The sequence below is a fragment of the Vibrio jasicida CAIM 1864 = LMG 25398 genome (assembly GCF_000400365.1).
In the GTDB taxonomy this organism is placed as follows: domain Bacteria; phylum Pseudomonadota; class Gammaproteobacteria; order Enterobacterales; family Vibrionaceae; genus Vibrio; species Vibrio jasicida.
On the sequence record NZ_BAOG01000041.1, the window covers coordinates 1 to 26,860 of the forward strand.

Genomic DNA, 26,860 nt, shown 5'->3' on the forward strand with positions numbered 1-26,860 from the left:
TTCTGTTAATCGTTCTGGGGAGAACTGCATCAACAGATTACACCGCAACTTCCTTTCTCTTCCATACACCAGAAATCAGCATAGCTCCTTTCCATCTCATTTAGTTAAGTTCGTTTCTCAATCATAAAGAGAGTTAAAACTTACCGGCAATAAAAAAGGTGAATGATTGCTCATTCACCTCTCGTTATTTGTGTTTTTGATACTGACTGTATTTTTGAAGCTTACTGCACGCGGCGCAGTACTTGCTTCAGTGCGTCAAAGTCAGCGTCGAGATCTTCCGATAGCAGCTCCATCACAGCGTGCTTCGCTAGTGGCGCAGGAAGGTCGATATCTGATTCTAGAATATCATCCACCACTTCTTTGAACTTCGCAGGGTGAGCAGTACATAGGAACAGACCTGTTTCACCGTCTTGCAATTGTTCTTCAAGAACGCGGTAAGCAATCGCACCGTGCGGTTCACACAGGTAATCCATGGCGTATAAATCTTTTACTGACTGTGCGCTTTGCTCATCAGATACTGCACCTTTACCTAGCGTCTCCAAGCCCCACTCTTTGACGCGGCACAGCTCTTCAATACGAGGCCAGTTGTTTGGTTGGCTCACGTCCATCGCGTTCGATGTTGTTGCGACTGTTGGTTTTGGCTCCCACTTACCTGTTTCTAGGTAGCGCGGTACAGTGTCATTGGCATTAGTTGCAGCGATAAAGCGTTTGATAGGCAGACCCAGCGCTTTTGCCAGTAGACCAGCAGTTAGGTTACCAAAGTTACCGCTTGGTACAGACACGACTAGGTTTTCACGCTCTTGTTTGCTCATTTGCGCAGCGGCTTCAAAGTAGTAACAGATTTGCGCCATCAAACGGCTGATGTTGATTGAGTTTGCAGAGTTCAGACCGATCTCTTCACGCAGTGCAGAATCATCAAAAGCTTGCTTAACCAGTGCCTGACACGCATCGAAGTCTCCATCGATCGCGACAGTATGGATGTTCTTACCAAGCGTACAGAATAGCTTCTCTTGCAGTGGACTGATCTTGCCTTTCGGGTAAAGAATCACAACGTTGATGTCTTCCATACCGTAGAAAGCATGCGCAACGGCTGCGCCAGTATCGCCAGAAGTTGCCGTTAGGATAGTGATCTTGCCGCCATCCGAAACCGCAGCAAGAGATTGCGCCATAAAGCGACCACCAAAGTCTTTAAACGCAAGCGTTGGACCATGGAACAGCTCCAGTGCATAAACACCGTCTTTTACTTGATTGATAGGCGCAGGGAATTGGAATGCAGCATCAACAAGAGCATTCACTTGCTCTTCTGCAAGTTCATCGCCAATTAACGCTGATAGAATCTTAGTGCTACGAGAGACAAAGTCTTCTGCAAGCAGCGCATCGATATCTTCAAATTTTGGTAATTCCGATGGGAAAAATAGGCCTTGATTACGACCTAACCCTTGGCGAACGGCTTGGCCAAAGGAAACTTGTTCATCATTTTCTTTTATATTGTAAAGCTTCATAGCTCACTTCCTGTTACTTTCGAACCCTGCTTATCTAGACGACAAACGTGGACGAATCCTTCTTCGTTTTGTACGTAGTTCTGTTCTAACCAGCGAGCAACTCGCTCAGCGACATCTTTCTCTTTGCAAATACTGAACAGTGTCGGCCCACTGCCAGAAATACCGGTAGCCAATGCACCCGCAGACGCTGCGTATTGACGTGCATTCGCAAAACCCGGAAGCAGTTTCTCACGATACGGTTCTGCGATCACGTCTTTGATCATTTTTGCAGCAAGTTCTGGCTGACCAGAATGACACGCATGGATAAAGCCTGCAAGGTGGCGACCATGGGCAATGATATCTTGTCGACGGTATTGAGATGGTAGGATCTCACGCGCTTCTGCAGTGGACACTTTGATGCCCGGATATGCCATCACCCAATACCAATCATCAAAGCAAGGCACTTCTTGACTAATGATACCCAACTCTTCAAGCATCAACTGCACACCGCCAAGGTAACATGGTGCGACGTTATCGTAGTGAATACCACCAGAGATCTTGCCTTCCATTTCTCCCATCAGTGCCAGTAACTCTGTCTCGTTAAGTGGCTGTCCATGGAATCGGTTCAATGCATCTAATGCCGCAACGATAGAGCATGCACTTGAGCCTAAACCAGAGCCAATTGGCATGTTCTTTTCTAGCGTCATCTCAAGTGGTTTTAGCTCGACGCCTTTTTTGTCTAGCTCACGAGCAAACACTATCCAACAATCGTAAACAATGTTCTCTTTTGGCTCGGTAGGCAACTTTTCAACGAAGTCACCGGATGTTTTTAGGCTGAATGGCTCAGCTCCTGACTTTACCAATACTCGGTCGCCCAAAAGAGTGCCATCAACTGGGGACACCGCCGCCCCCAGAACGTCGAAACCAACGCTTACATTACCAATTGATGCTGGGGCATAAACCACAACATCCATATCACTTGAACTCATTGCCGTTATACCCCTAACTTCCAACCTAAAGTACGCATCACATCAGAGAATACGCCCGCTGCGGTCACTTCAGTACCAGCACCGTAACCACGCAATACCAGTGGAATTGGTTGGTAGTAGCGGCTATAGAAGGCCAGTGCGTTTTCACCATCTTTAATCTTAAACATCGGGTCGTTTTCATCGACTGCAGCAATACTTACCGTGCATTTACCGTCAACGATTTCCCCCACGTAGCGCAGTACTTTGCCTTCTTCTGCCGCTTTAGCTGACAGCTCTTTAAAGTACGTATCCGCTTCTGGCAGACGCTCCATGAATTCATCAACACTGCCTGAATCATCAAAGCCCGGTGGTAACGCTTGGTCAACAACGACATCTTCCAGTTCTAAAGACATGCCAGCTTCACGAGCAAGGATAAGTAGCTTACGTGCCACATCCATACCCGATAGATCGTCACGAGGATCCGGTTCCGTAAAGCCGTTTTGTTTCGCGATGTTTGTCGCTTCACTCAGGCTCATGCCTTCATCTAACTTACCGAAGATGTATGACAGAGAGCCAGAAAGAATACCGCTGAAGCGCTCTAGCTCATCACCCGCTGAGATTAGGTTTTGTAGGTTTTCGATTACCGGTAGACCTGCGCCTACGGTTGTTTCGTACATCAATTTACGACGAGAGCTGCGCGCTACATCGCGAAGTTGATGGTAGTACGCCATGCTTGCCGTGTTAGCTTTTTTGTTTGGTGTTACGACGTGGAAACCTGCAGCTAAGAAGTCTGCATACTGATTCGCAATGGCTTCGCTGGACGTACAGTCAACTAACACAGGGTTGATGATGTGATTACGTTGAACCAATGAAATCAGACGCGCTAGGCTGAATTCTTCAGTTGAAGCAGACATACGGTCACGCCAATGCTCTAGAGGAAGACCTTCACTATCAAGCAGAAGACCTTTGCTGTTTGCCAAACCACACACGCGAATCACGATGCCTTTCTCTGCAAGCTTCGCCTGTTGACGTTCGATCTGATCCACCAGCTCACCACCAACGCCACCAATACCAACAACGAATACGTCTAGGAAGTGCTTAGAGTTGAATAGGTTCTCGTGACACGCTTTGATTGCTTCAGAGATTTTGTCTTCAGGAATCACGGCAGAGATAGCACGCTCAGATGAGCCCTGTGCGATTGCCACGATGTTTACATTCACTTCAGCAAGAGATGAGAAGAAGCGAGAAGCGACACCGCGAGAAGTACGCATACCATCACCAACCAACGTCACAATAGACACATCGTCGATGAACTCGACTGGTTCAAGTAAACCGTCTTTTAGTTCCAACTCAAATGCGTCAGCCAACACTTGCTGTGCTTTGGCTTTATCTTGCGCTTCAATACAGAAGCTGATGCTGTACTCAGAAGAAGATTGTGTGATAAGTACGATAGACACGCCCGCTGATGACATCGCACCAAAGACACGGCTTGCCATGCCTACCATGCCCTTCATACCTGGGCCAGACACGTTAACCATCGTTAGATCATTTAGCGTCGTGATGCCTTTGATATCTAGATTATCTTCGCCAGTATCTTGGCCAATCAATGTACCCGCACCTTGTGGATTAAAGCTGTTTTTGATCAGGCATGGGATATGAAATTGTGCAATTGGTGCGATGGTTTTTGGATGCAGAACGGAAGCACCGAAGTAAGAAAGCTCCATCGCTTCTTGGTAGCTGAGCGACTTGAGTAGGCGTGCATCTTCAACTAGGCGAGGGTCACAGTTGTAAACGCCATCTACATCAGTCCAAATTTCACAGCAGTCTGCACGCAAACATGCGGCCAGTACCGCTGCGGAGTAATCAGAACCATTACGACCCAGAGTTACCAATTCACCTTTTTCATTACCAGCTGTAAAGCCCGGCATGATGCTGACATGGCCTTCTGGAAGCGGGTTTTGGCGGAAGTTCTGCGTAGAGACTTCAACATCAACCATCGCTTCTAGATGATCGCCTTTCGCGTATAGGTACTCAACCGGATCGATAAGATGCGCAGGTTGGCCTTTTGCTTCTAGTACCGCTTTCATCAGTTGAATCGACACACGCTCGCCTTTGCTGATAATGCGTGCGTTGACGTTGTTTGGACACATACCAAGAAGATTAATGCCGTGAACAAATTGACGTAATTGAGAAAGTGAGGTTTTAACTTGGTTATCGAAAGCCGTGCCATCCACATTTGGAACAACCGCTTGGATTTCGGAAAATAGCGTTTTAAACGACGCTTCTAGCTCATTGATTTGAAGCTCTGCTTCACCGTTTCGAAGTGCGCCTTCGATCACCGCAACAAGCTTATTGGTCGTTTTACCCGGTGCAGAAAGCACAACTGCAACGTCTTCCTGTTGAGCGTTATTGGCAATGATATCCGCTGCTCTTAAAAAGCGATCTGCATCTGCTAATGATGAGCCGCCAAACTTCAATACTCGCATCCCTTCCTCCGATGTATCTTCTTAATTCTGTCTAAATTTCATTTAAAAAAGCATAAAAAAAGGCCTGTATCTTGTTGGATACAGGCCTTTTTTGTGAATTTCTTTCGCTCAGCAGCCTGCCCCAACATTGGTCGTGTTGGTAATAATAATGGTTGTGGTCATTACTACTAGGCTATTTGATGGCATAAATAAATATTCAACGATAATTGTGTGTTTGCTTAACTCTACGTTTACCGAGTTTCCGGTACAGAGTCAACAAAAAATTGTCTATTTTCCGGTCTTGTAGTGATTTCTGCTACGCAATGTCTTTGATATTTCAATGTAATTACAAAGGGTTGCGAATTATCATAGTCAATTGAACTTTTTCTCTCTCTACAACGGTCTGTTTGATATAGAAGCAAATAGCGGTGATGACACTTGATCCTCTTCTATCTACATATGATCAAAACATCGATCCTCATGAATACTAATTAACAACAAGTTAACTGTGATCAAGGTTCATAGGATTGAATTAAGTAGAAAATAAGTGAGCTGACTTTCATATTCTATGCTTTAATATTGAGAAGCTTTAAGCACATACTAATAACAAAGTTCGACACAAGGAGTGGTCAACATGAAAAAATGGATTTTTCTGTTACTGTTTGTTGTGCCTAGCATTTGTGCTGCAAATGAGTTGCCACCTCTCCCAGGAAAAACCACAGCTTCCCCACACAAGCTTTTCATTTCTAGTGAAAACTACCATACCGAGAGCTTTGACGTTTGGAATATTGATGGCGGTTACGCGTATGAGCTGTTTGACTCGGTTGATCTTTACGTAGGTGCGCGTGTAAATAATTCACCAACGCAAAACCAAAGTGGCTTTTTGAGTGGGATCAGTTATCACTTAAATGATCGCGTCACCGTTAAAAGTACAGTTCGCTCTTATAAAGCGGAAACGACCGAAGGTATTCGTGAAGAAGACAGTAGCCTCGCTGCCGAAGTTTCAAGCCGCGTAAAAATCACCGAAAACTTAGATCTTCACGCCACTTTAGATTATCAAGATTGGCAACAAGGCTTTGAAGTCGGACTTGGTTTCCGCTTTTAAAAATCCAACGCCTCTTTAGAGATCAATACGCCATTCCAATCCGCATACACGTAATGCTTAGGTTGAACAATTTGGTTCTGCATTGTCAGCGTAACATTCACTTCTCCGACATCACGCTTTTCTGTTTTAAACGGACATGTGCCTAGGGCTTGAACACCAATGTCCATTTGAGAAATCTGAGCTACATCGCGAATCGCTCCGTACACTATGATGCCTTCCCAACCATTTTCGATCCCAAGAATCGCTAATTGATCGCCTAGCAAGGCTTTTTGACAAGAGCCGTGTCCGTCAACAATTAGTACTTTGCCAGTACCATTATCGCTCAGTACCTCGCGAACTTTTGAATTATCATGGTAGCAACGCACTGTGACTATCTCTCCATGAAACGCGGTACGTTGACCAAAATTCTGCAATGGCAGACTCAGTAACGTAACTTGTTCTTCAAATTGGTCACAAATATCTGGTGTTATGTCTCTCATAGTTCCTCCGTGAAATGTCTCACCCGAGCAAAACTCCAGTGAGTAGTATCCTTCTATACCAGTCTGGATTTCATCGAACCAAGCTTGTGCAAAATCTCTGGCTCTGAACACGCTATCAGGTAAAGCTCGTCATCAATGACGTAGTAAATCGCATTCTGTTGGAAATCTTTTGCCAGCACTATCGCCGCTTCTGGCGTGAGTTCTGCTGCGTAACTTTCTTCAAACCATTCGAATGCCTGATCACCAACCGTGACAGGCACGTGTTTAACGTGGTTTAATTGCTTTTCGAGTTCATGATTACTTATGCAATTCATCTCTTTTGACCGCAAATTACTGTAAGGGTTCCAAGCGGTTATCACTGCGTAACTTGAAGAACACCAATCAGTATGAAAACGAAAGAAAGATTCTGAATAAGCATTCCATAACGATGCGTCTATGTTCGTATTACTTTTTTCTATCATAACTCTTAAACGATTAATAACGGTTACATTTCATCAATTGATGTAAATCAACAAACTGAATGGAATTAACATTTGAGCATTGTTAGCATGCTGTTAACAATATAAAATCCGCTCCATATCTTAGGGTGTTTACGTTTCAGGCCCCGCGAAGGCTAGGAAATGAAAGGTAAACAAGCCCTATAGAATAAACGTCGCCATCGGATACTGGTGAGTTGGCAAAATTCCAAGGAAGGCGGATAACTGAAAGAAGTGTTTTTTTGATCAACTTGATTTATTATCAAAATCACATTACCTGTATGTTATATTTTTGCCTAGAATTTATTCTATTAGCACAATTTTGTCACAAATTTAGGTACCGCCAATGCAAACCCCGCAGATTCTTATCGTAGAAGATGAGCAAGTAACTCGTAACACTCTTAAGAGTATTTTTGAAGCAGAGGGATACGCTGTTTTTGAAGCCAGTGACGGTGAAGAGATGCACCAAGTGTTGTCTGAAAATTCAATCAACTTGGTTATCATGGACATTAATCTTCCAGGCAAGAATGGTCTCCTTTTAGCACGTGAACTTCGCGAGCAAGCGAACATCGCACTGATGTTCCTAACTGGTCGTGACAATGAAGTAGACAAGATCCTAGGTCTTGAGATCGGTGCTGATGACTACATCACTAAACCATTCAACCCACGTGAACTGACTATCCGCGCACGTAACCTGCTAAGCCGCTCAATGAGCACTAACGCAGTACAAGAAGAGAAGCGCTCGGTAGAAAAATATGAGTTCAACGGTTGGGTGCTAGACATCAACAGCCGCTCTCTTGTGAGCCCAGCTGGCGATGGCTACAAACTGCCTCGTTCTGAGTTCCGTGCACTTCTGCATTTCTGTGAGAACCCAGGCAAGATTCAAACTCGTGCTGATCTTCTTAAGAAGATGACGGGCCGTGAGCTTAAGCCACACGACCGTACTGTTGACGTGACTATCCGTCGCATTCGTAAGCACTTTGAATCTGTATCAGGTACTCCTGAAATCATCGCGACGATTCACGGTGAAGGTTACCGCTTCTGTGGCGATCTAGAAGACTAATCGCTTCAACACAAACAATAAGGGCTTGCTCCATGAGCAAGCCCTTTTTTTATCTGAGAAAACGCAATATCAGTATACTTTATCGATCTTAATGTGTTTCTCAACCAACCAGCCTTTCTTACCAGCATCATCTAATAACAAAGCTAAGTCGACTGACTTTTCCATATCCGCTTCAATTTGCCAAACAAAGGCGACTTCCCACTGGTTCTCACTATGAGTACGTAACTCAAGCAAGTCACCATCAATTTGCCATTCAGAATCGCCTTGTTTGATGATCAATGAATCCACGGTCAAGTTGGCTGGTAGTTCCTTGTCTGATTTCAAGTACAACGCACCATGTACGTTTTGCTCTTGAACCTCACCAATGGTTGGCATTAGGTTTACCCACAAGTTGCTTTTCAGCTCAACATTCACTTTATTCATGGTGATTTGGCTGTCTTCTTGCCAACCCACTTGAGGAGCAGAACTACAACCAGCAAGTAATGCGATTGCCAGTGCTGCCGATGCAAACTTCTTCATGTTATTTCCTCTGTTCCAACCAACTTTTTAAGACTTGAATGTCATTTTGATATTCATTTTTTATTTCTTCGACCCAGTCCGAGATATTTTCCCACCAAGCAGGCATATCCGGAGATTGTGCCTTCTGTGCAACACTTTGGATGTGTTTAAGACCAATAGAACCCGCGGCGCCTTTGATCTTATGCGCCTCTGAAACAATACCATCTTGGTCTTTCGCCATCATGTTCGAGTCTAAAATCTGAATGTAGTCTGGCATCATGTCTTCGAACATCTTGATACTGTCATAAACAGGTTTCACACCCACGATATCCACGTATGACTCTAGCATATCCAAATCAAGTAAATGGGTATTGATGACGGGCGATGGGGTCGGTGTAACATCCTCAACGAGCTCAGGCTCAACAACCTCTTCTTCTTGGTTATCAATACGATTAACGAAGAACTTATCAATCACTGATTGCATCGCTTGTACCGCAAGTGGTTTGCTGATTGCATCGTCCATACCGTTGTCTAAGTATTCACGACGATCTTTCATCACATTCGCCGTTAGTGCTACTAATGGCGGCAAGTGGTCGTAATGCTCACGGTAGTACTTAGCCACATCAAAACCTGTCATGTCTGGTAGTTGTATATCCAGCAATGCTAAGTCATATTCGTCTGGTACAAAGTTCACCAGCGCTTCTTCACCTGTCATGGCTACAGTGACGGTATGTCCCAAGCTTTCAAGCAGTGACTTAGCAACAGTAATGTTCAGTTCGATATCTTCTACCATAAAGATATTTAGATGCACTTTATCTCGCTGAGCATCGATAACAGGCTCTTCCAATTCAACAATCGGAACGTGAATTGAAACGGTAAAGGTACTACCGAAGCCCTCTTCACTCGCAACAGTAATATCGCCATCCATCATGTTGATAAGCTGCTTAGAAACCGCCAAACCAATGCCGGTACCAACCGCATGAAGGTTGTCTTTGCCTGACTTCACTTGGTAGTACATCGCAAAAATCTTATCCAGCTCTTCTTCAGGAATACCAATGCCAGTGTCTTCTACTTCCATGATGATGGTCGCGTAGTCGTCTTCGACATCTGCGCTGACTGTCATGACGACGCCACCTTCTTTGGTGAACTTCATTGCGTTGCTAACCAAGTTCCAGATAACCTGACGCAAGCGGGTCGCATCCACTTCAATCGCTTTTGGTAATGCGCTCAAGCGTTCAAGGTCGAAACGCAACCCTTTCTGCTCCGCCATCAGAGCAGAGATGCTTTCAATCTCTGCTACAAAATCCTCAAAGTTCAATGGTGCAGGCAGCAGTTCCAATTTACGACGGTCGAATTTATCCATATCGATAATGTCGTTGAAGATGTTGCCCAATGTAATGGCACTGACGTTAATAGTTTGCATGTGCTTACGCTGCTCTTGCGTTAACTGACTATCGAGCAACATTCGGCTCAAACCAACGATGCCATTCAATGGCGTGCGCAGTTCATGACTGATGGTGGAGATAAAGGTGGTCTTGTCACGGCTGGCTTTTTCTAACGATTCTTCATGGCGTTTACGTTCGGTAATATCTCGTCCAAAGCCAACTAGACCAAGGTGACGGCCATCTTTACTGTAGAAAGGTACTTTGCGCAATTCGAAGTAGTGTTTGCGACCATCTGGATATTCAAGCCATTGCTCATAAGTGATGGCCTGATTATCTGCAAAGACTTTTTGGTCGGTATCAACGATGTGCTCGGCCACTTCTTTGCTGTAAACATCCCATGGGCTTAGGCCCACCAATTGATGCTCTTTCTTACCAGTGAGTTCTTCCATTGCTCGGTTACAACCAGAGAAGACACCATCGGCGTTACGGTAGTAAATCAAGTCTGGAGATGCATCAATGAAAGAGCGTAAAAGTGCGGTACGCTCGGCAAGCTCTAACTGAGTGCGTTCACGTTGGAATACTTCGTTCTCCAAATCTTGCATGGCTTCTTCGCGCGCTTCTTCCGCTTTAATGCGCTCTTCAATTTCTTGATTGAGCTTTTCAATGTTCTGCTGCAATTGGAAGTTCAGTTCTTGGTCACGCGAGCGCATGTCTTTCAGCTTAGAGACTAGTTTGGTCAATCGTTGACGAGATTCTTCTAGCTGATCAACAACAACGGAAAGAAAATACACCGCCCAAGGGGTAATAAGCAGACCAAAGAAAACAGAACGAACAATATCAATATCGTCGACGTTCCCTTTCAAGGCGAGCGTAATACCAACTTGCACCACAACAGCCAGTGCCACCAGCGCTAAGGCCAGCAATATAGAGAAACGGACAATCCCCAGCTTAACCAATAGGTCAACATAGTACTGGGCGAGGTTTTTCATGGGCTTCATTCACTACTCCATGGAACAAGCTAGATATCGAACCCTGACAGTTAGAGAAGTTAAAACAGTGAAGATATTTCGAGCTGTTTTAAGTTTGGCAATACACATTGGCGAACCAGCGAAGCTTCAGGGCTAGCAGACACCTCACACCATGTATGGGCAGTTTAACGTGTTTAATACGGTGATTAAAACCGCCTACTCTCAACTTAGAGCAAGCGGTCACAAAGCGTTAGCAAGAACTTGGATGAACACTGGTTCGATCACGACCATCGGCCTTCGCTTGGTAGAGTGCACTGTCTGCCATCGCGACCCCCATTTCAGGTTCATCGCCGTGCTGAGGAATGTAAGAGACAAAGCCGATACTGACTGTCAATTGAGCAAAAGCTTCTGAACAGCAATGTTCGATGCCGAGGTCATGAATGCGTTCATGTATCCGCAGAGCGACTTTTTGAGCCCCTTCCGTCGTGGTATTTGGCAAGATGAAAGCGAACTCCTCACCACCATAACGAGCGACACAATCAGAAGAGCGACTGACCACCTGCTGGAATACCGATGCCACTTTAATCAGCGCCTCATCACCTTGTTGATGGCCGTAGCAGTCGTTATAGCGCTTAAAGAAGTCGATATCACATAGCATGATACACAGAGGTAGCTTCTCTCGAACATGATGGTACCAAAGCGTATCGAGTTGCTCGTCAAATCGGCGTCGGTTTGCGACTTGAGTTAGGCTGTCTAAGAAACTGAGTTTCTCCAACTCCAAGTTGGCTTCTTCCAGTTTCTGCTCCGCAAGATAACGTTCAGAAATATCGCGAGCCATGATCAGCACACCATTGGTACCAGAAGCTTTATCTTTAAAGGGTGACTTCACCACATCAAACCATGTGTAATAACCGTCGGTACTGGTCACTTTGTCGATATAACGCACGGGGTGAGTTTGCTGTAAAGCCTGAAGATCACTGGCTTCTAGGCGGATGTAAATATCTTCAGGGATCACATCTTGTAGACGCTTTCCAATTAGGTCTGAAACATCTGGAATCCCTAAAGCATTAACAAACGGCTTATTACACGCTTGATACACCATGTTTTCATTGAAGATACCGATCGAATCTGGACTGGCGTCCAAAATGGTCTGAAGAATGGTGTCACGTTGAGCCAGAGCCACTTCCGTATCTTTACGACGCTCCATTTCATCACGTAAGTTTTGCTGCATCTTATGCCATTCAGTTACATCATGGCTAATTGACAGCGTCCCTATCATTTCCCCAGTTTGAGACACTAGTGAATTCTGATTCACTTCTAGCAAACAACTGCGTCCTTGAGGATCCGTTGTCCAACGACGGTCACTTTTTCTAGCAGACATCGAACTGGATTTTGAAGTGCATGCTTCGTTTTCTCGACCTTGCCAAAATTGATCAAACGCGCGGTTAGTGGTCAGTACTTTACCTTTTTGATCTTGCAAACAAATCAATTCAGACAACGAGTCCAAGGCAGAACGAGCAATGTTTAGTTGGGCCAGTTCTTGTTGCTGATCTTTCTGGGTCATTTGATGACTTTGAGCATACAGAATCCATACTCTTTGCCTACGCAGTAAGCTCTTTCGACCAGATAACTCAACTTTGATGCTTTCACCATCGGATAAACGCCAGTCAAAAATTTGCTGGCTAAATTGTCGGTTTGAAAAGCTATCAAGCAATACGACAAGTTCATCTAAATTAAATGAAGCCGGATAAAGAAAACCAGAACCTAAAGGACGAATAGCCAATAGTTGCATCGCGGGATGGTTAGATAACAGAAGCTGCCCATGGTTAGCATCAACCACAAGCACAGGATAAGGAGAATCAGTAACAACGTACTTTAAAGCGGTTTGAAAACGTAAATAAATTAATGTAACGGCAACGGCAAACACGAAAAAGAGCAGGACTACAAATTCGTAGTTGCCCCACCCATCCCATAACCAATCGAGTAACTGATCCATTTTTCCGACCTTTAATGCAAATCGGGAAAAATATACCAGTTATTAATCGATCAATCTGCCTTTAATTCTGGCTTACTATAGATGAAAGGGTCACCATTCAAACTGCCCTGAGCCCCCTCGCGATCCAAAGCTCTTCCTATCTCTGTCATCGCTAGCCAACGATTTTCACACCACAACGGGGAGAGCAATGTTGGGCGACGTGCAGCCGAAGAGACACGATGATAAATCACCTCTTTAGGGGTCATACGGATCATTTCACTGGCAATCGCTACATACTCTTCCAATTCTGGAGCTTCTAGTTTTCCAGCACGCCATGCCTTTGCCATCGTGCTACCATCAACAATATGCAAGCCATGCAACTTGATGCCATCAGTGCCTACTTCAAGGACTTTACGCAGTGTTTCAATGTTATCGCTGCGTGTTTCTTTTGGTAAGCCAACAATAAGATGAGTACATACTTTGATACCTAGCGCACGAGCGCGCTTGGTGATATCAGCATAGCACTCAAAATCGTGACCTCGGTTGATTCGCTTAAGTGTGTCGTTCTTGGCAGTTTGAAGGCCCAATTCCAACCAGATCTCATAACCTTGATTGACATAATCCGACAACAGATCCAATACGGCATCAGGAACACAATCTGGACGAGTGCCTACACACAACCCCACGATGTCAGCGGCCTTGAGAGCTTCTTCATACATATTTTTCAATACCTGCACTTCCGCGTATGTGCTGGTATAGGCTTGGAAGTAAGCAAGGTACTTTTTCGCACGATGGATCTCTCCCGCACGATCTTTCAATTGATCATGAATGCTTTTGATCTGGACTTCTTCATCCGCAAAGGACGCGACATTACAAAACGTGCAACCACCTCGACCAATGGTGCCGTCGCGGTTTGGGCAGCTAAAGCCACCATGTAAAGTCAGCTTATGGACTTTTTCGCCGTAACGACGCTGAAGGTCTTGACCTAGTGTGTTGACCAACTCATGTAACTGCATAGATTCTCACCAATCGTAAACCGTAATAAATCTCACTACGATCTATGTAAATAAATTACATCCCTGCAAGAAAAAACAAATAATTCTAGTCAATTCAAACAAGAGCATAATGGTTTGAAATCAATAAAACTGCATAAAACCAACCTAAAAGCAGCCATGTTGCGCAATTGTTAAACAAAAAGTGCATATTTAAACGAAAAAATTGGGTCACAAAAGCGACTTTTCATTGCATTACGAAGTCACAAAATTGTAGGATACTTACACAACCCCGCTGTTTTTGTGACTTTTATTACAATGACAACTGCGGGAATTGTCGGCGATACCCCGCTCCCACCGATATAAATCACTAGATAGTGATAATAAATAAAGGGATATCACCAAGGATTGTTTTTCTCGCAAAATTTTTCCTGCGAGATACGGAAAGGAATCAAAACTGACCAACCTAGGTCGGTTTCGAATCATAAATATAAAGGACAAGACGCACAGAGTGTACCTAAGACAGCCAAGATCTGTCTGGGATTCTTGCGTCGACATTGAACTGGAAGGATGTATCTATGGTAGATAGAGAGCAAAATTCACAGGGTCTGTACACTCCGGAGCTGGAGCATGACGCTTGTGGTATCGGTTTTGTTGCTCACCTTAAAAACCGTAAATCTCATGAAGTAGTGACTCAAGCACTAGATATGCTGGCTCGCATGGAACACCGTGGTGGTCAAGGCTGTGACCCATGTAGCGGTGATGGCGCAGGTATCTTGCTACAGAAACCTCATGAATTCCTATTAGAAGAAGCCGTTAAGCTAGGCATTAAACTGCCTTCGTTTGAAAAGTATGGTGTTGGTGTCGTTCTTTTCCCGAAAGACGAATACAAACGCGAACAATGCCGTGACATTCTAGAACGTAACGCACAACGTCTAGATCTTGAAGTTATCGGTTACCGAGTACTGCCAACCGACAATTCAATGATCGGTGCAGACCCACTAAGCACAGAGCCTCAGTTTGAGCATGTGTTTATCTCTGGCGGTCCTGGCATCACACCTGAAGAGCTAGAACGCAAACTGTACGTACTTCGTAACTACACTGTACGTGTTTGCCTAGAAAGCGTTTCGAACATTGGTGACGACTTCTACATTAACTCAATGTCTTACAAGACATTGGTGTACAAAGGTCAGTTAACAACCGAGCAAGTACCTCAGTACTTCCTTGATCTGCAAAACCCGACCATGGTGACTGCACTAGCACTTGTACACTCTCGTTTCTCTACCAACACCTTCCCGAAATGGCGTCTTGCACAGCCTTTCCGTTACATTGCCCACAACGGTGAAATCAATACAGTTCGCGGTAACTTGAACTGGATGAAAGCCCGTGAAGCAATCCTAGAATCAGACCTGTTTACTCAGGCTGAAATCGACATGCTTCTTCCAATCTGTCAGGAAGGCAGCTCGGATTCATCTAACTTTGACATGGCACTTGAGCTCCTAGTTCTTTCTGGTCGCAGCCTGCCACACGCATTGATGATGATGATCCCGGAAGCATGGCAAGAAAACAAAAACATGGATCCGAAGCGTCGCGCGTTCTATCAGTACCACGCGAACATCATGGAACCATGGGATGGTCCTGCTTCAGTATGTTTTACTGATGGTGTTCAAGTTGGTGCGACACTAGACCGTAACGGTTTGCGCCCTTCTCGCTACACAGTGACCAAGGATAACTTCCTAGTGATGGCATCAGAGTCTGGTGTTGTGGATATTGAACCAGAGAACGTTGAGTTCCGTGGTCGTCTACAACCAGGTCGTATCTTTGTTGCAGACCTAGAGCAAGGTCGCATCATCTCTGATGAAGAAGTGAAAGACACCATCGCAACGGCGCAGCCTTACGAGAAGTGGGTAGAAGAAAACCTACTGAGCTTGAAAAAGCTGCCAGACGCGAGCAACCAGTTCAGCCAACCTTCTCCAGAACGTTTGCTACACCGCCAACAAGCTTTCGGTGTGAGCACTGAAGAAGTGAACGAAATCATCGTTCCAATGGCGAATGATGCGAAAGAGCCATTATCAGCAATGGGTGCCGACTGGCCTCTTGCGGTTCTATCTCATCAATCTCAGCATCTTTCAAACTACTTCAAGCAGCTGTTTGCACAGGTAACTAACCCACCGATCGACCCGATCCGTGAGCGTATGGTTATGTCGCTGAACACTTACTTGGGTAAAGACCAAAACCTTCTGACTGAAACACCACTTCACTGTCAGAAAGTAGAATTAGAATCACCTGTTCTGGCGAACTCAGAGCTTGAAAAACTGCGTGCGATCGATAACGAGCACCTGCAAGCGAAGACGCTGGATATCGTATTCCAAGCTAATGAAGATCAAGGCAAGCTTGAGCGCGCACTAAAACGTATTTGCCAATACGCAGAAGACGCGGTTATCGATGGTTACTCAATCATCCTACTAACTGACCGTGCAGTGAACTCAAACCATGCGGCGATCCCAGCAATGCTGGCGGTTGGTGCAGTACACCACCATTTGATCCGTAAAGGTCTACGTGCGAAGTGTGACATCGTGGTTGAAACCGGTGACGCACGTGAAACGCACCACTTTGCAACGCTACTTGGTTACGGTGCGAATGCAGTTAACCCATACCTAGTGATTGAAACCATCATTGAGCTTCAACGTACTAAGAAATTGGATCCAGAAGCGAACCCTCGCGATCTGTTCAACAACTATCGTAAAGCGATCAATGGCGGTCTTCTGAAGATCTTCTCGAAGATGGGTATCTCTACGCTACAGTCATACCACGGCGCGCAAATCTTCGAAGCCTTGGGCATCCACAAATCAGTGGTCGACAAATACTTCACAGGTACAGTTTCTCGTATCCAAGGTCTAACCCTTGATGATATCGCCAAAGAAGTGCTGATCCGTCACCGCATCGGTTACCCACAACGCGAAATTCCAATTCAAATGCTGGATGTTGGTGGTGTTTACCAATGGAAACAGCGTGGTGAGAAGCACCTATTCAACCCAGAAACCATTTCTCTACTGCAAGAGTCTACACGCAACAAGAACTACGATCAGTTCAAGCAGTACGCGACAGCAGTAGATAAACAAGGTGACAACGCGGTAACTCTGCGTAGCCAACTTGAGTTTATTAAGAATCCAGCCGGTTCTATCTCTATCGACGAAGTCGAGCCAATTGAAAGCATCGTGAAACGCTTCGCGACAGGTGCTATGTCATTCGGTTCTATTTCTTACGAAGCACACTCCACACTGGCAGTTGCGATGAACCGTCTTGGCGCGAAATCGAACTCTGGTGAAGGTGGTGAAGACCCAATGCGTTTCGAGCGCAAAGAGAACGGCGATTGGGAACGCTCTGCAATCAAGCAGGTGGCTTCAGGTCGTTTCGGTGTAACCTCTTACTACCTAACTAACGCTGAAGAGCTGCAAATCAAAATGGCTCAAGGTGCGAAGCCAGGTGAAGGTGGTCAGCTACCAGGCGATAAAGTGGATGATTGGATCGGTGCAACACGTCACTCGACTCCGGGCGTTGGCCTTATCTCGCCACCACCACACCACGATATCTATTCAATCGAAGATTTGGCTCAGCTTATCTACGACTTGAAGAACGCGAACCGCGCGGGCCGTGTAAACGTGAAGCTGGTATCGGAAGCAGGCGTAGGTACGATCGCTTCTGGTGTAGCGAAAGCGAAAGCGGACGTTGTACTAATCGCAGGTTTTGACGGCGGTACTGGTGCATCACCAATGTCTTCAATCCGTCATACCGGTCTTCCTTGGGAACTTGGTTTGGCAGAAACGCACCAAACACTACTGAAGAACGGTCTACGTAACCGTATCGTGGTTCAAGCAGATGGTCAGATGAAGACACCTCGTGACCTTGCAGTGGCAACACTACTTGGTGCAGAAGAATGGGGCGTGGCAACCGCAGCATTGGTGGTTGAAGGTTGTATCATGATGCGTAAGTGTCATAAGAATACCTGTCCTGTTGGTATCGCAACTCAGAACAAGACGCTTCGCGAGCGCTTTGATGGCCGCGTAGAAGACGTCGTAACCTTCTTCCAATACATGGCACAAGGTCTGCGTGAAATCATGGCTGAACTTGGCTTCCGCACTATCGATGAGATGGTCGGTCAAGGTCAGAAACTGAAGATTCGCCAAGACGTTTCTCACTGGAAATACAAGAACCTAGATCTGTCTCCTGTTCTCCACGTTGAGCAACCACGCGAAGCTGATGGTGTATTCAACCAAGCTCAGCAGAACCACAACCTAGAAGAAGTGCTAGACCGCAAGCTGATTCAAGCAGCGATTCCTGCACTCGAGAAAGGCGAAGCGGTGAATGCCGAATTCCCTATCGTCAACACAGACCGCTCTGCAGGTACCATGTTGTCGAACGAAATCTCGAAAGTGTACAAAGATGCGGGTCTACCTCAACCAATGAACGTGAAGTTCAAAGGTTCTGCGGGTCAGTCATTCGGTGCATTCCTAGCTAAGGGCGTGAAGTTCGAAGTGGAAGGCGACGCGAACGACTACTGGGGTAAAGGCTTATCTGGCGGTACGTTAGTACTTTACCCAGATGCGAAATCAAGCATTGTCGCGGAAGACAATATCGTGGTTGGTAACGTGTGTTTCTACGGTGCCACTTCGGGTGAGTCTTTCATTCGCGGTATGGCTGGTGAACGTTTCTGTGTTCGTAACTCAGGCGCGAAAGTAGTAGTAGAAGGCGTTGGTGACCACGGTTGTGAATACATGACGGGCGGTGCAGCCATCATCCTTGGTTCAACAGGTCGTAACTTTGCCGCAGGTATGAGTGGCGGCGTGGCTTACGTATGGGATAAATCAGGTGACTTTGAGTCAAAACTGAACCCAGAGCTAGTAGACCTAGATCCAATCGAGCAAGAAGACAGAGATCTATTACTCGACATGCTAACTAAGCATGTTCAATTCACAGGAAGTGAAGTCGCTCAGTCTTTCCTAGACAACTTTGAAGCAAGCCTAGCCTCTATGGTTAAGGTAATGCCGCGTGACTACAAAGCGGTTCTTCAAAAGCGTAAAGCTGAAGCACAGTCTCAAGGAAACGAAACTCAAGTGGAGGCCGTATAATGGGTAAGCCTACTGGATTTTTAGAGCATGGTCGTGAACTACCACAGAAGATCGACCCAGCTGAACGCATCAAGAACAACAAAGAGTTCGTTCTGAACGAGGAGTTTGGTGACAAGATCAATACTCAGGCTTCTCGTTGTATGGATTGTGGTGTGCCGTTTTGTCATAACGGCTGCCCTATCGGTAACATCATCCCAGAGTTTAACGATGCGGTTTATCGTGATAGCTGGGAAGAAGCATGGAACATTCTAAGCTCAACCAATAACTTCCCAGAGTTTACTGGTCGTGTTTGCCCGGCTCCATGTGAAAGTGCTTGTGTACTTGGCATCAACCAAGATCCAATCACTATCTGTAATATCGAGAAAACCATCGTAGAAACGGCGTATCGTGAAGGGTACGCCAAGCCAAAAACACCACGCTCTCGCACTGGCAAAACCGTTGCGATCATCGGTTCGGGCCCTGCTGGCCTTGCGGCTGCTGAGCAGCTAAACAGCGCCGGTCATACTGTGACGGTATTCGAGCGAGACGAGAAAGTAGGCGGTCTGCTGCGTTTTGGTATCCCAGATTTCAAACTGGGTATGGACGTGATTGATCGTAAGATCAACCTGATGGCAGAAGCGGGTATTGAATTCAAAGTTAACCAACATGTTGGTGTTGATGTGAATGCTCAGCAGCTGCGTCAAGAGTTCGATGTGGTTCTACTGACTGGTGGTTCAACCGTTCCTCGTGATTTGCCAGTTCCGGGTCGTGAACTAAAAGGCGTTCACTTCGCAATGGAATTCCTAGGTCAAAACAACCGCCGTGCCAACGACATGGATCTTAAAGGTGAAGAACTTCACGCCGCGGGTAAACATGTTGTCGTTATCGGTGGTGGTGATACGGGTTCTGACTGTGTAGGTACCTCAAACCGACATGGCGCAGCAAGCATCACTCAGGTTGAAATCATGCCGATTCCACCTGAGAAACGCCCTGCCAATATGCCATGGCCACAGTACCCAATGATCCTGCGTACTTCGACGTCTCATGAAGAAGGTGTTGATCGTCACTGGAACATCCTAACCAAAGAGTTCATCGGCAATGACAAAGGTGAAGTTACAGGCCTTCGTTTAGCTGATATCGTTTGGCAAGATGCGAAACCAGGCGAGCGTCCAAGCTTCAAAGAAGTAGAAGGCAGCGAACGTGTGATTCCATGTGATATGGCATTCCTAGCGATGGGCTTCCTGCACCCAGAACCAACTGGCGTGCTTGCTCAACTGGATATTGCTCTAGATGATCGCGGTAACGTAGCAACTCAAGGTTTTGCTACTAACCAAGAAGGTGTATTTGCTGCTGGTGATATGCGAACAGGCCAATCTTTGGTGGTTCGTTGTATCAATGAAGGCCGCGAATGTGCCCGTGCTATCGATGATTACCTAATGGGTGGCACAAACCTAGAAGCAAAAGCAGATTCACTGATGCTTTCTGCTTAAAGGGAGTGCGCTCACTTCCTCTTTTCGAGGCATAAACCCAGCCATCAGTACTATCGATGGTTGGTTGTCAGGAAAGAAAACAGTTCCTTCCAATCTTTTTATTTTGACCAGCATTTTGTGCTGGTCTTTTTTATTCCCGCCAGAATCAAATGTTACTTTTTTGTAACAATCACTTTTCTATCTCACTGTTTTTCTTGAACTATTTCAGCCAATTAAATGGTAAATCGCATATTCACGCGATGATTCACTAATAACTTGACCTTTTTTACAATAAGCTATAGCTTGTGAAGTTGGTGAAAATAAAACACACAATTTTTGTTAAGATATTTGACGAATTTTATTGAATAGATATACATAAAACTTAGAAAGTGACGCATAGTTAGTCATCATTATCAACTTGAGCAGTGTTGATATATCTGTCGGGATGACAGATAAGCAAAGGGAGAATTGCAATGGCTCTTTATGATCCAAGTCTTGAGAAAGACAACTGTGGATTTGGCTTGATCGCGCACATGGAAGGCGAGCAAAGTCACAAGCTGGTACGTACAGCAATTTCTGCACTTGACCGCATGACCCACCGTGGTGGTATCGCCGCCGATGGTAAAACCGGTGATGGTTGTGGTCTTCTTCTACAAAAGCCCGATTCCTATTTACGCCTTATCGCTGAAGAAAATGGCTTCAACCTTGGCAAGCAATACGCCATAGGGATGATTTTCTTCAACCAAGACCCGGTGAAAGCTCAACTCGCCAAAGACATCATCAACAAAGAGCTCGCACAAGAGACTTTGACGGTAGCAGGGTGGCGTGAAGTACCAACCAATTCAGAAGTACTCGGCCCAATCGCCGCCGATTCACTTCCAGACATTCAACAAGTCTTTATCTCTGCTCCGGCAGGTTGGCGCGAGCGTGACATTGAGCGTCGTCTCTACATTGCACGCCGTCGCATCGAGAAACAAATCACCGAAGATCCTGATTTCTACATCTGTAGCTTGTCGACACAAGTTTTGGTGTACAAAGGCTTGTGCATGCCTGCGGACTTACCGCGCTTCTATCTTGATCTTGCTGATCTACGCATGGAATCTGCTATCTGCCTGTTCCACCAGCGTTTTTCTACCAATACTCAACCGCGTTGGCCACTAGCTCAGCCGTTCCGTTACCTTGCTCATAATGGTGAGATCAACACCATTGAAGGTAACCGCCAATGGGCACGAGCGCGAGCTTACAAGTTCTCGTCACCACTGCTGCCAGACCTACAAACCGCAGCACCGTTTGTGAACGAGACAGGTTCAGATTCTTCCAGCTTAGATAATATGTTGGATCTATTCCTTTCTGGCGGTATGGATATCTTCCGTGCCATGCGCATGCTTGTGCCACCAGCATGGCAAAACCACCCAGACATGGACCCGGATCTGCGAGCGTTTTACGACTTCAACTCTAAGCACATGGAACCATGGGATGGTCCGGCAGGTATCGTATTGTCTGACGGCCGTTACGCTGCCTGTAACCTAGATCGAAATGGTCTGCGTCCTGCACGTTATGTGATTACCAAGGACAAATTTATCACCCTAGCATCAGAGGTAGGGATTTGGGACTACGCTCCCGATGAAGTTGCCGAGAAAGGCCGTGTTGGTCCGGGTGAGCTGCTGGTTGTCGATACTCGTAAAGGTAAGCTTTGGCAGTCTAGCGAGATCGATAACGATCTGAAATCCCGCCACCCTTACCGCGAATGGATGGAAAACAACGTTCGCAAACTCACTCCTTTTGCTCAGCTACCTGAAGATCAAGTGGGTGAGCGCAGCTTTGATGAAGACTTACTCAAGACTTATCAAAAGCAATTTGCTATGAGCAATGAAGAGGTCGATCAAGTACTGCGTGTTCTTGGTGATATGGGCCAAGAAGCGGTCGGCTCCATGGGTGATGACACCCCAATGGCCGTTCTCTCGTCGAAAGAGCGCTTGGTGACTGATTACTTCCGTCAGAAGTTCGCTCAGGTAACCAACCCGCCAATCGATCCATTGCGTGAGAAACACGTAATGTCACTGGCGACCAGTATCGGTCAGGAGATGAACGTCTTCTGTGAAACCGATGGCCACGCCTACCGAGTGACCTTCGATTCGCCAGTATTACTTTACTCAGACATGCAGCAATTGCTTGAGCTTGGTGACGATCACTACCGTAATACCATTCTCGATATCAATTACGATCCACAACAAAAAGATCTCAAACAAGCCATTGATGATCTGTGTGAACAAGCAGAACAGGTCGTACGTGAAGGCACGGTTCTAGTCGTGCTTTCAGATCGCGCTTTAGTCAAAGGCAAGCTGCCAATTCCTGCAGCAATGGCGGTCGGTGCGGTTCAAACTCGCTTGATCGATGCCAACTTACGTTGTGATGCCAACATTGTTGTTGAGACCGCAACAGCTCGTGACCCACACCAATTTGCTGTCTTGCTTGGCTTTGGTGCTACTGCGGTTTATCCATACCTTGCTTATGAAGCACTAGGTAAGCTGATTGATGATAAAGCGCTAGAAAAAGACTATCGCGATGTGATGCAAAACTACCAATACGGCATCAACAAGGGTCTGTACAAGATCATGTCGAAAATGGGGATTTCTACTATCGCCTCTTACCGTTGCTCACAATTGTTTGAAGCAGTTGGCTTGAGCCAAGAAGTCGTCGCCTTATGCTTTAAAGGCGTGACGACTCGTATTGAAGGCGCGAACTTCGACGACTTCCAACAAGATTTGTACAACCTTTCTCGTAAAGCTTGGGCGAAACGTAAAGCCATCGAGCATGGCGGCTTATTGAAATACGTCCACGGTGGTGAATATCACGCCTACAACCCAGACGTGGTTGGCACACTGCAAACTGCGGTGAAATCAGGCGAAAGTAACGATTATCAGAGCTTTGCTAAACAGGTGAACCAACGTCCTGTTGCCATGCTGCGTGACTTAATGGCACTGAAAAAATCGGATTCCCCATTACCACTTGAGCAAATCGAGCCAAGCACAGAACTCTTCAAGCGTTTTGACTCTGCGGCAATGTCTATTGGCGCACTCAGCCCAGAAGCGCACGAAGCACTTGCAACAGCGATGAACCGGCTTGGTGGTTACTCCAACTCGGGTGAAGGTGGTGAAGATCCACGTCGCTTCGGTACCGAGCGTAACTCGCGTATCAAACAGATTGCTTCTGGGCGATTTGGTGTCACGCCTCACTACCTAACCAATGCAGACGTGCTGCAGATCAAGGTCGCACAGGGTGCGAAGCCGGGCGAAGGTGGTCAGTTACCGGGACACAAAGTCACCGCAGAAATTGCAAAACTGCGTTATTCGGTACAGGGGGTAACTCTGATCTCCCCTCCTCCACACCACGATATTTATTCGATTGAAGATTTAGCCCAGCTGATCTTCGACCTAAAACAAGTCAATCCAAACGCATTGGTTTCGGTGAAGTTAGTTTCTGAACCAGGCGTCGGCACCATCGCAACAGGTGTAGCGAAAGCTTACGCTGATCTCATTACCATCTCGGGTTACGACGGCGGTACCGCAGCAAGTCCATTAACTTCAGTGAAATACGCAGGTAGCCCTTGGGAATTGGGACTGGCAGAGACACAACAAGCACTGGTTGCTAATGGTCTGCGTCATAAGATTCGTCTACAGGTAGATGGTGGTCTAAAAACGGGGCTAGACGTGGTGAAAGCGGCGATTCTCGGTGCTGAAAGCTTCGGTTTTGGTACTGCGCCAATGGTGGCAATGGGTTGTAAATTCCTACGTATTTGTCACCTCAACAACTGTGCCACAGGGGTTGCAACTCAAGACGAGACATTGCGTAAAGAGTACTTCAAAGGCCTACCGGAAATGGTGATGAACTATTTCATTGGTCTGGCGGACGAAGTGCGCGGATTACTCGCTGAACTTGGTGTTGAAAAACTGACTGACTTGATTGGTCGCACGGATTTGTTGGAAACCGTTGAAGGTCTTACGGCGAAACAAACCAAGCTAGATCTGTCGAATATCCTTGAGGCGCCAGTCTCTCCAGAGGAACACCCTCTTTACTGGACACAGCCAAATACACCATTTGATAAAGCAGAGCTAAACAACAAGATCATCGAAGACGCACTACAAGCGGTTGAAAAACGTCAATCTGCTAGCTTCTTCTACAACGTGATCAACACCGACCGTTCTGTGGGTGCTCGCCTATCTGGTGAAATCGCTCAGCGTTACGGCAACCAAGGCATGGCGGCGACGCCAATCAAACTGCATTTGGATGGCACTGCAGGCCAGTCATTTGGCGTTTGGAACGCGGGTGGCGTAGAGCTTTACCTCACTGGCGATGCCAACGACTACGTAGGTAAAGGCATGGCTGGCGGTAAGGTGGTTATCAAACCTCACCTTGGCACTGCATTTAAGTGTAATGAAGCGACCATCATTGGTAACACCTGTCTGTACGGGGCAACTGGCGGTAAGTTGTTTGCGGCAGGTAAAGCCGGTGAGCGTTTCGGCGTACGTAACTCAGGTACGATTGCCGTCATTGAAGGTGCTGGCGATAACGCTTGTGAGTATATGACTGGTGGTATTGTTGCCATTCTTGGTGCGACAGGCGTGAACTTTGGCGCCGGCATGACTGGCGGATTTGCTTACGTATTGGATGAGAACCAAGACTTCCAAGGTCGCGTGAACAACGAATCGGTTGAAGCGATTTCTCTGTCGGATCTCTACATCCATCAAGAGCACTTACGTGGTCTGATTGCCGAGCATCTTGAAGAAACTGGCTCTAGCCACGCAGAAGATATCTTGGCGAACTTTGATGAATGGATTCCAAAGTTCTACTTGGTGAAACCACAAGCGGCGGACTTGCGCACGCTACTTGGTCACCAGAGTCGCAGTGCCGCAGAACTGCGCGTTCAAGCCCAGTAATCATGGAGGATGTTTGAATCATGAGTCAGAACGTTTATCAATTTATCGATGTTCAACGCGTAGACCCTGCGAAGAAGCCTATCAAAGTTCGTAAGATCGAATTCGTTGAAATCTATGAACCGTTTACCAAGCAACAAGCGACTGCGCAGGCGGATCGCTGCTTGGATTGTGGTAACCCATATTGTGAATGGAAGTGCCCAGTCCACAACTACATTCCTCAATGGCTAAAGTTAGCCAATGAAGGTCGTATCCTTGAGGCCGTTGAGCTATCGCACCAAACTAACAGCTTGCCTGAAGTTTGTGGCCGAGTATGTCCGCAAGATCGTCTGTGTGAGGGTTCTTGTACTCTCAATGAAGACTTTGGCGCTGTTACCATAGGTAACGTTGAAAAATACATTACCGACAAAGCCTTTGAAATGGGCTGGAAACCTGACATGTCTAAGGTGGAGTGGACCGATAAAAAGGTTGCCATCATTGGTGCAGGCCCAGCAGGCTTGGCTGCCGCTGATATCCTAGTGCGCAATGGAGTGAAACCTGTCGTATTTGACCGCTATCCTGAAATTGGAGGCCTACTGACCTTCGGTATCCCTTCGTTCAAGCTTGAAAAAGGCGTGATGGAAAACCGCCGCCGCGTCTTCACCGAGATGGGCGTAGAGTTCCAGATGAATGTCGAAGTAGGTAAAGATGTGCAGATGCAAGAGCTACTTGATGAGTACGATGCCGTCTTTTTAGGTGTTGGTACTTACAAGTACATGCGTGCGGGACTAGAAAATGAAGGTGCGCCGGGTGTCTACGATGCTCTGCCATTCTTGATTTCAAATACTTACAAGGTCATGGGCTTGGAGCACGACAAACCTTTTATCGACATGGCAAAACAACGCGTCGTCGTACTCGGTGGTGGTGATACCGCAATGGACTGTGTTCGTACCTCAATCCGCCAAGGCGCATCAAACGTGGTATGTGCTTACCGTCGTGATGAAGCCAATATGCCTGGCTCTCGACGCGAGGTGAAAAACGCTAAGGAAGAAGGCGTGAAGTTCATGTTCAACCTTCAGCCTTTAGGAATTGAAGTGGATGCGTCAGGCAAAGTCTCAGGGGTCAAAGTGGTGAAAACTGCCCTTGGTGAGCCTGATGAAGCGGGTCGTCGCCGTCCAGAACCAGTAGAAGGCAGCGAGCACGTTCTACCAGCAGACGTCGTTATCATGGCGTTTGGTTTCCAGCCACACAAAATGGACTGGCTAGCTCCGTTTGATGTCGAGTTGGATCAATGGGGCCGTATCAAAGCTCCTGCGAAACAAGAGTTCCAATTCCAGACCAGCAACAAAAAGATCTTCGCTGGTGGCGATGCGGTTCGAGGCTCAGATCTGGTCGTGACCGCGATTGATGAGGGTCGAAAAGCCGCAGAAGGTATTCTCGATTACCTTGAAGTTTAATCACTGTTAACGTCTCAAAAAGGATCCTACTATTGGATCCTTTTTTCTTTTATTACAT

Annotated in this window: 15 protein-coding genes and 1 other annotated feature; of the genes, 6 read left to right on the forward strand and 9 right to left on the reverse strand. The window is 46.4% G+C overall.

Annotated elements, in window-relative coordinates:
* Positions 1–221: 221 nt before the first annotated feature.
* Genes thrC through thrA form a run of 3 tightly spaced genes read right to left on the reverse strand, consistent with a single transcriptional unit; the run spans position 222 to position 4,935 of the window.
* Positions 222–1,502, reverse strand: a complete 1,281-nt coding sequence (gene thrC / locus VJL_RS11830; protein WP_038878173.1) for a threonine synthase — start codon at positions 1,500–1,502, stop codon at positions 222–224.
* A complete protein-coding gene (gene thrB / locus VJL_RS11835; protein ID WP_038878176.1) occupies positions 1,499–2,455 on the reverse strand; it encodes a homoserine kinase in 957 nt (318 codons plus the stop codon). The genes thrC and thrB overlap by 4 nt, the downstream gene beginning before the upstream one ends.
* A 20-nt stretch (positions 2,456–2,475) precedes the next feature.
* A complete protein-coding gene (gene thrA / locus VJL_RS11840) occupies positions 2,476–4,935 on the reverse strand; it encodes a bifunctional aspartate kinase/homoserine dehydrogenase I (protein ID WP_038878179.1) in 2,460 nt (819 codons plus the stop codon).
* 53 nt (positions 4,936–4,988) lie between these two features.
* Positions 4,989–5,108, reverse strand: a sequence feature (Thr leader region).
* 440 nt (positions 5,109–5,548) lie between these two features.
* On the opposite strand from thrA, the gene VJL_RS11845 reads away from it, so the two are divergent.
* The gene (locus VJL_RS11845; protein WP_038866336.1) at positions 5,549–6,019 is read left to right on the forward strand and encodes a hypothetical protein; all 471 of its coding nucleotides are present in this window, start codon (positions 5,549–5,551) and stop codon (positions 6,017–6,019) included.
* Here the strand turns inward: VJL_RS11845 and VJL_RS11850 are convergent.
* Positions 6,016–6,498 carry a putative 4-hydroxy-4-methyl-2-oxoglutarate aldolase gene (locus VJL_RS11850; protein WP_038866333.1) on the reverse strand — a complete coding sequence of 161 codons (483 nt, stop codon included), beginning with the start codon at positions 6,496–6,498 and terminating at the stop codon, positions 6,016–6,018. The two genes, VJL_RS11845 and VJL_RS11850, sit on opposite strands and share 4 nt — an antisense overlap.
* 53 nt (positions 6,499–6,551) lie before the next feature.
* A complete protein-coding gene (locus VJL_RS11855; RefSeq protein WP_038866331.1) occupies positions 6,552–6,959 on the reverse strand; it encodes a DUF3293 domain-containing protein in 408 nt (135 codons plus the stop codon).
* Positions 6,960–7,320: 361 nt separating this feature from the next.
* Here VJL_RS11855 and arcA point away from each other — a divergent pair, with 361 nt between their 5' ends.
* Positions 7,321–8,037: a two-component system response regulator ArcA gene (gene arcA, locus VJL_RS11860; protein WP_038866329.1), complete on the forward strand. Its 717-nt coding sequence runs from the start codon at positions 7,321–7,323 to the stop codon at positions 8,035–8,037.
* Positions 8,038–8,106: 69 nt separating this feature from the next.
* Here the strand turns inward: arcA and VJL_RS11865 are convergent, their stop codons facing one another.
* From VJL_RS11865 to mnmL, 4 genes are all read right to left on the reverse strand, one after another.
* Positions 8,107–8,556 (reverse strand): hypothetical protein, encoded by a 450-nt coding sequence (locus tag VJL_RS11865; protein ID WP_038866326.1) that lies wholly within the window; start codon positions 8,554–8,556, stop codon positions 8,107–8,109.
* 1 nt (position 8,557) lies between these two features.
* Positions 8,558–10,918: an aerobic respiration two-component sensor histidine kinase ArcB gene (gene arcB, locus VJL_RS11870; protein ID WP_038878182.1), complete on the reverse strand. Its 2,361-nt coding sequence runs from the start codon at positions 10,916–10,918 to the stop codon at positions 8,558–8,560.
* 220 nt (positions 10,919–11,138) lie between these two features.
* Positions 11,139–12,884, reverse strand: a complete 1,746-nt coding sequence (locus VJL_RS11875) for a sensor domain-containing diguanylate cyclase (protein WP_038878184.1) — start codon at positions 12,882–12,884, stop codon at positions 11,139–11,141.
* Between the two features lie 50 nt (positions 12,885–12,934).
* A complete protein-coding gene (gene mnmL / locus VJL_RS11880; protein ID WP_038878188.1) occupies positions 12,935–13,879 on the reverse strand; it encodes a tRNA modification radical SAM protein MnmL/YtqA in 945 nt (314 codons plus the stop codon).
* A 554-nt stretch (positions 13,880–14,433) separates the two neighbouring features.
* On the opposite strand from mnmL, the gene gltB (VJL_RS11885) reads away from it, so the two are divergent.
* The 4 genes from gltB (VJL_RS11885) to VJL_RS11900 all read left to right on the forward strand — a co-directional run bounded on the left by gltB (VJL_RS11885) (position 14,434) and on the right by VJL_RS11900 (position 26,802).
* The gene (gene gltB / locus VJL_RS11885) at positions 14,434–18,984 is read left to right on the forward strand and encodes a glutamate synthase large subunit (protein WP_005425388.1); all 4,551 of its coding nucleotides are present in this window, start codon (positions 14,434–14,436) and stop codon (positions 18,982–18,984) included.
* The gene (locus VJL_RS11890) at positions 18,984–20,453 is read left to right on the forward strand and encodes a glutamate synthase subunit beta (RefSeq protein ID WP_009703022.1); all 1,470 of its coding nucleotides are present in this window, start codon (positions 18,984–18,986) and stop codon (positions 20,451–20,453) included. The genes gltB (VJL_RS11885) and VJL_RS11890 overlap by 1 nt, the downstream gene beginning before the upstream one ends.
* Before the next feature lie 452 nt (positions 20,454–20,905).
* Positions 20,906–25,369, forward strand: a complete 4,464-nt coding sequence (gltB, locus tag VJL_RS11895) for a glutamate synthase large subunit (RefSeq protein ID WP_038878193.1) — start codon at positions 20,906–20,908, stop codon at positions 25,367–25,369.
* Positions 25,370–25,389: 20 nt separating this feature from the next.
* Positions 25,390–26,802 carry an FAD-dependent oxidoreductase gene (locus VJL_RS11900; protein ID WP_020194019.1) on the forward strand — a complete coding sequence of 471 codons (1,413 nt, stop codon included), beginning with the start codon at positions 25,390–25,392 and terminating at the stop codon, positions 26,800–26,802.
* The last annotated feature ends 58 nt before the right edge of the window (positions 26,803–26,860 follow it).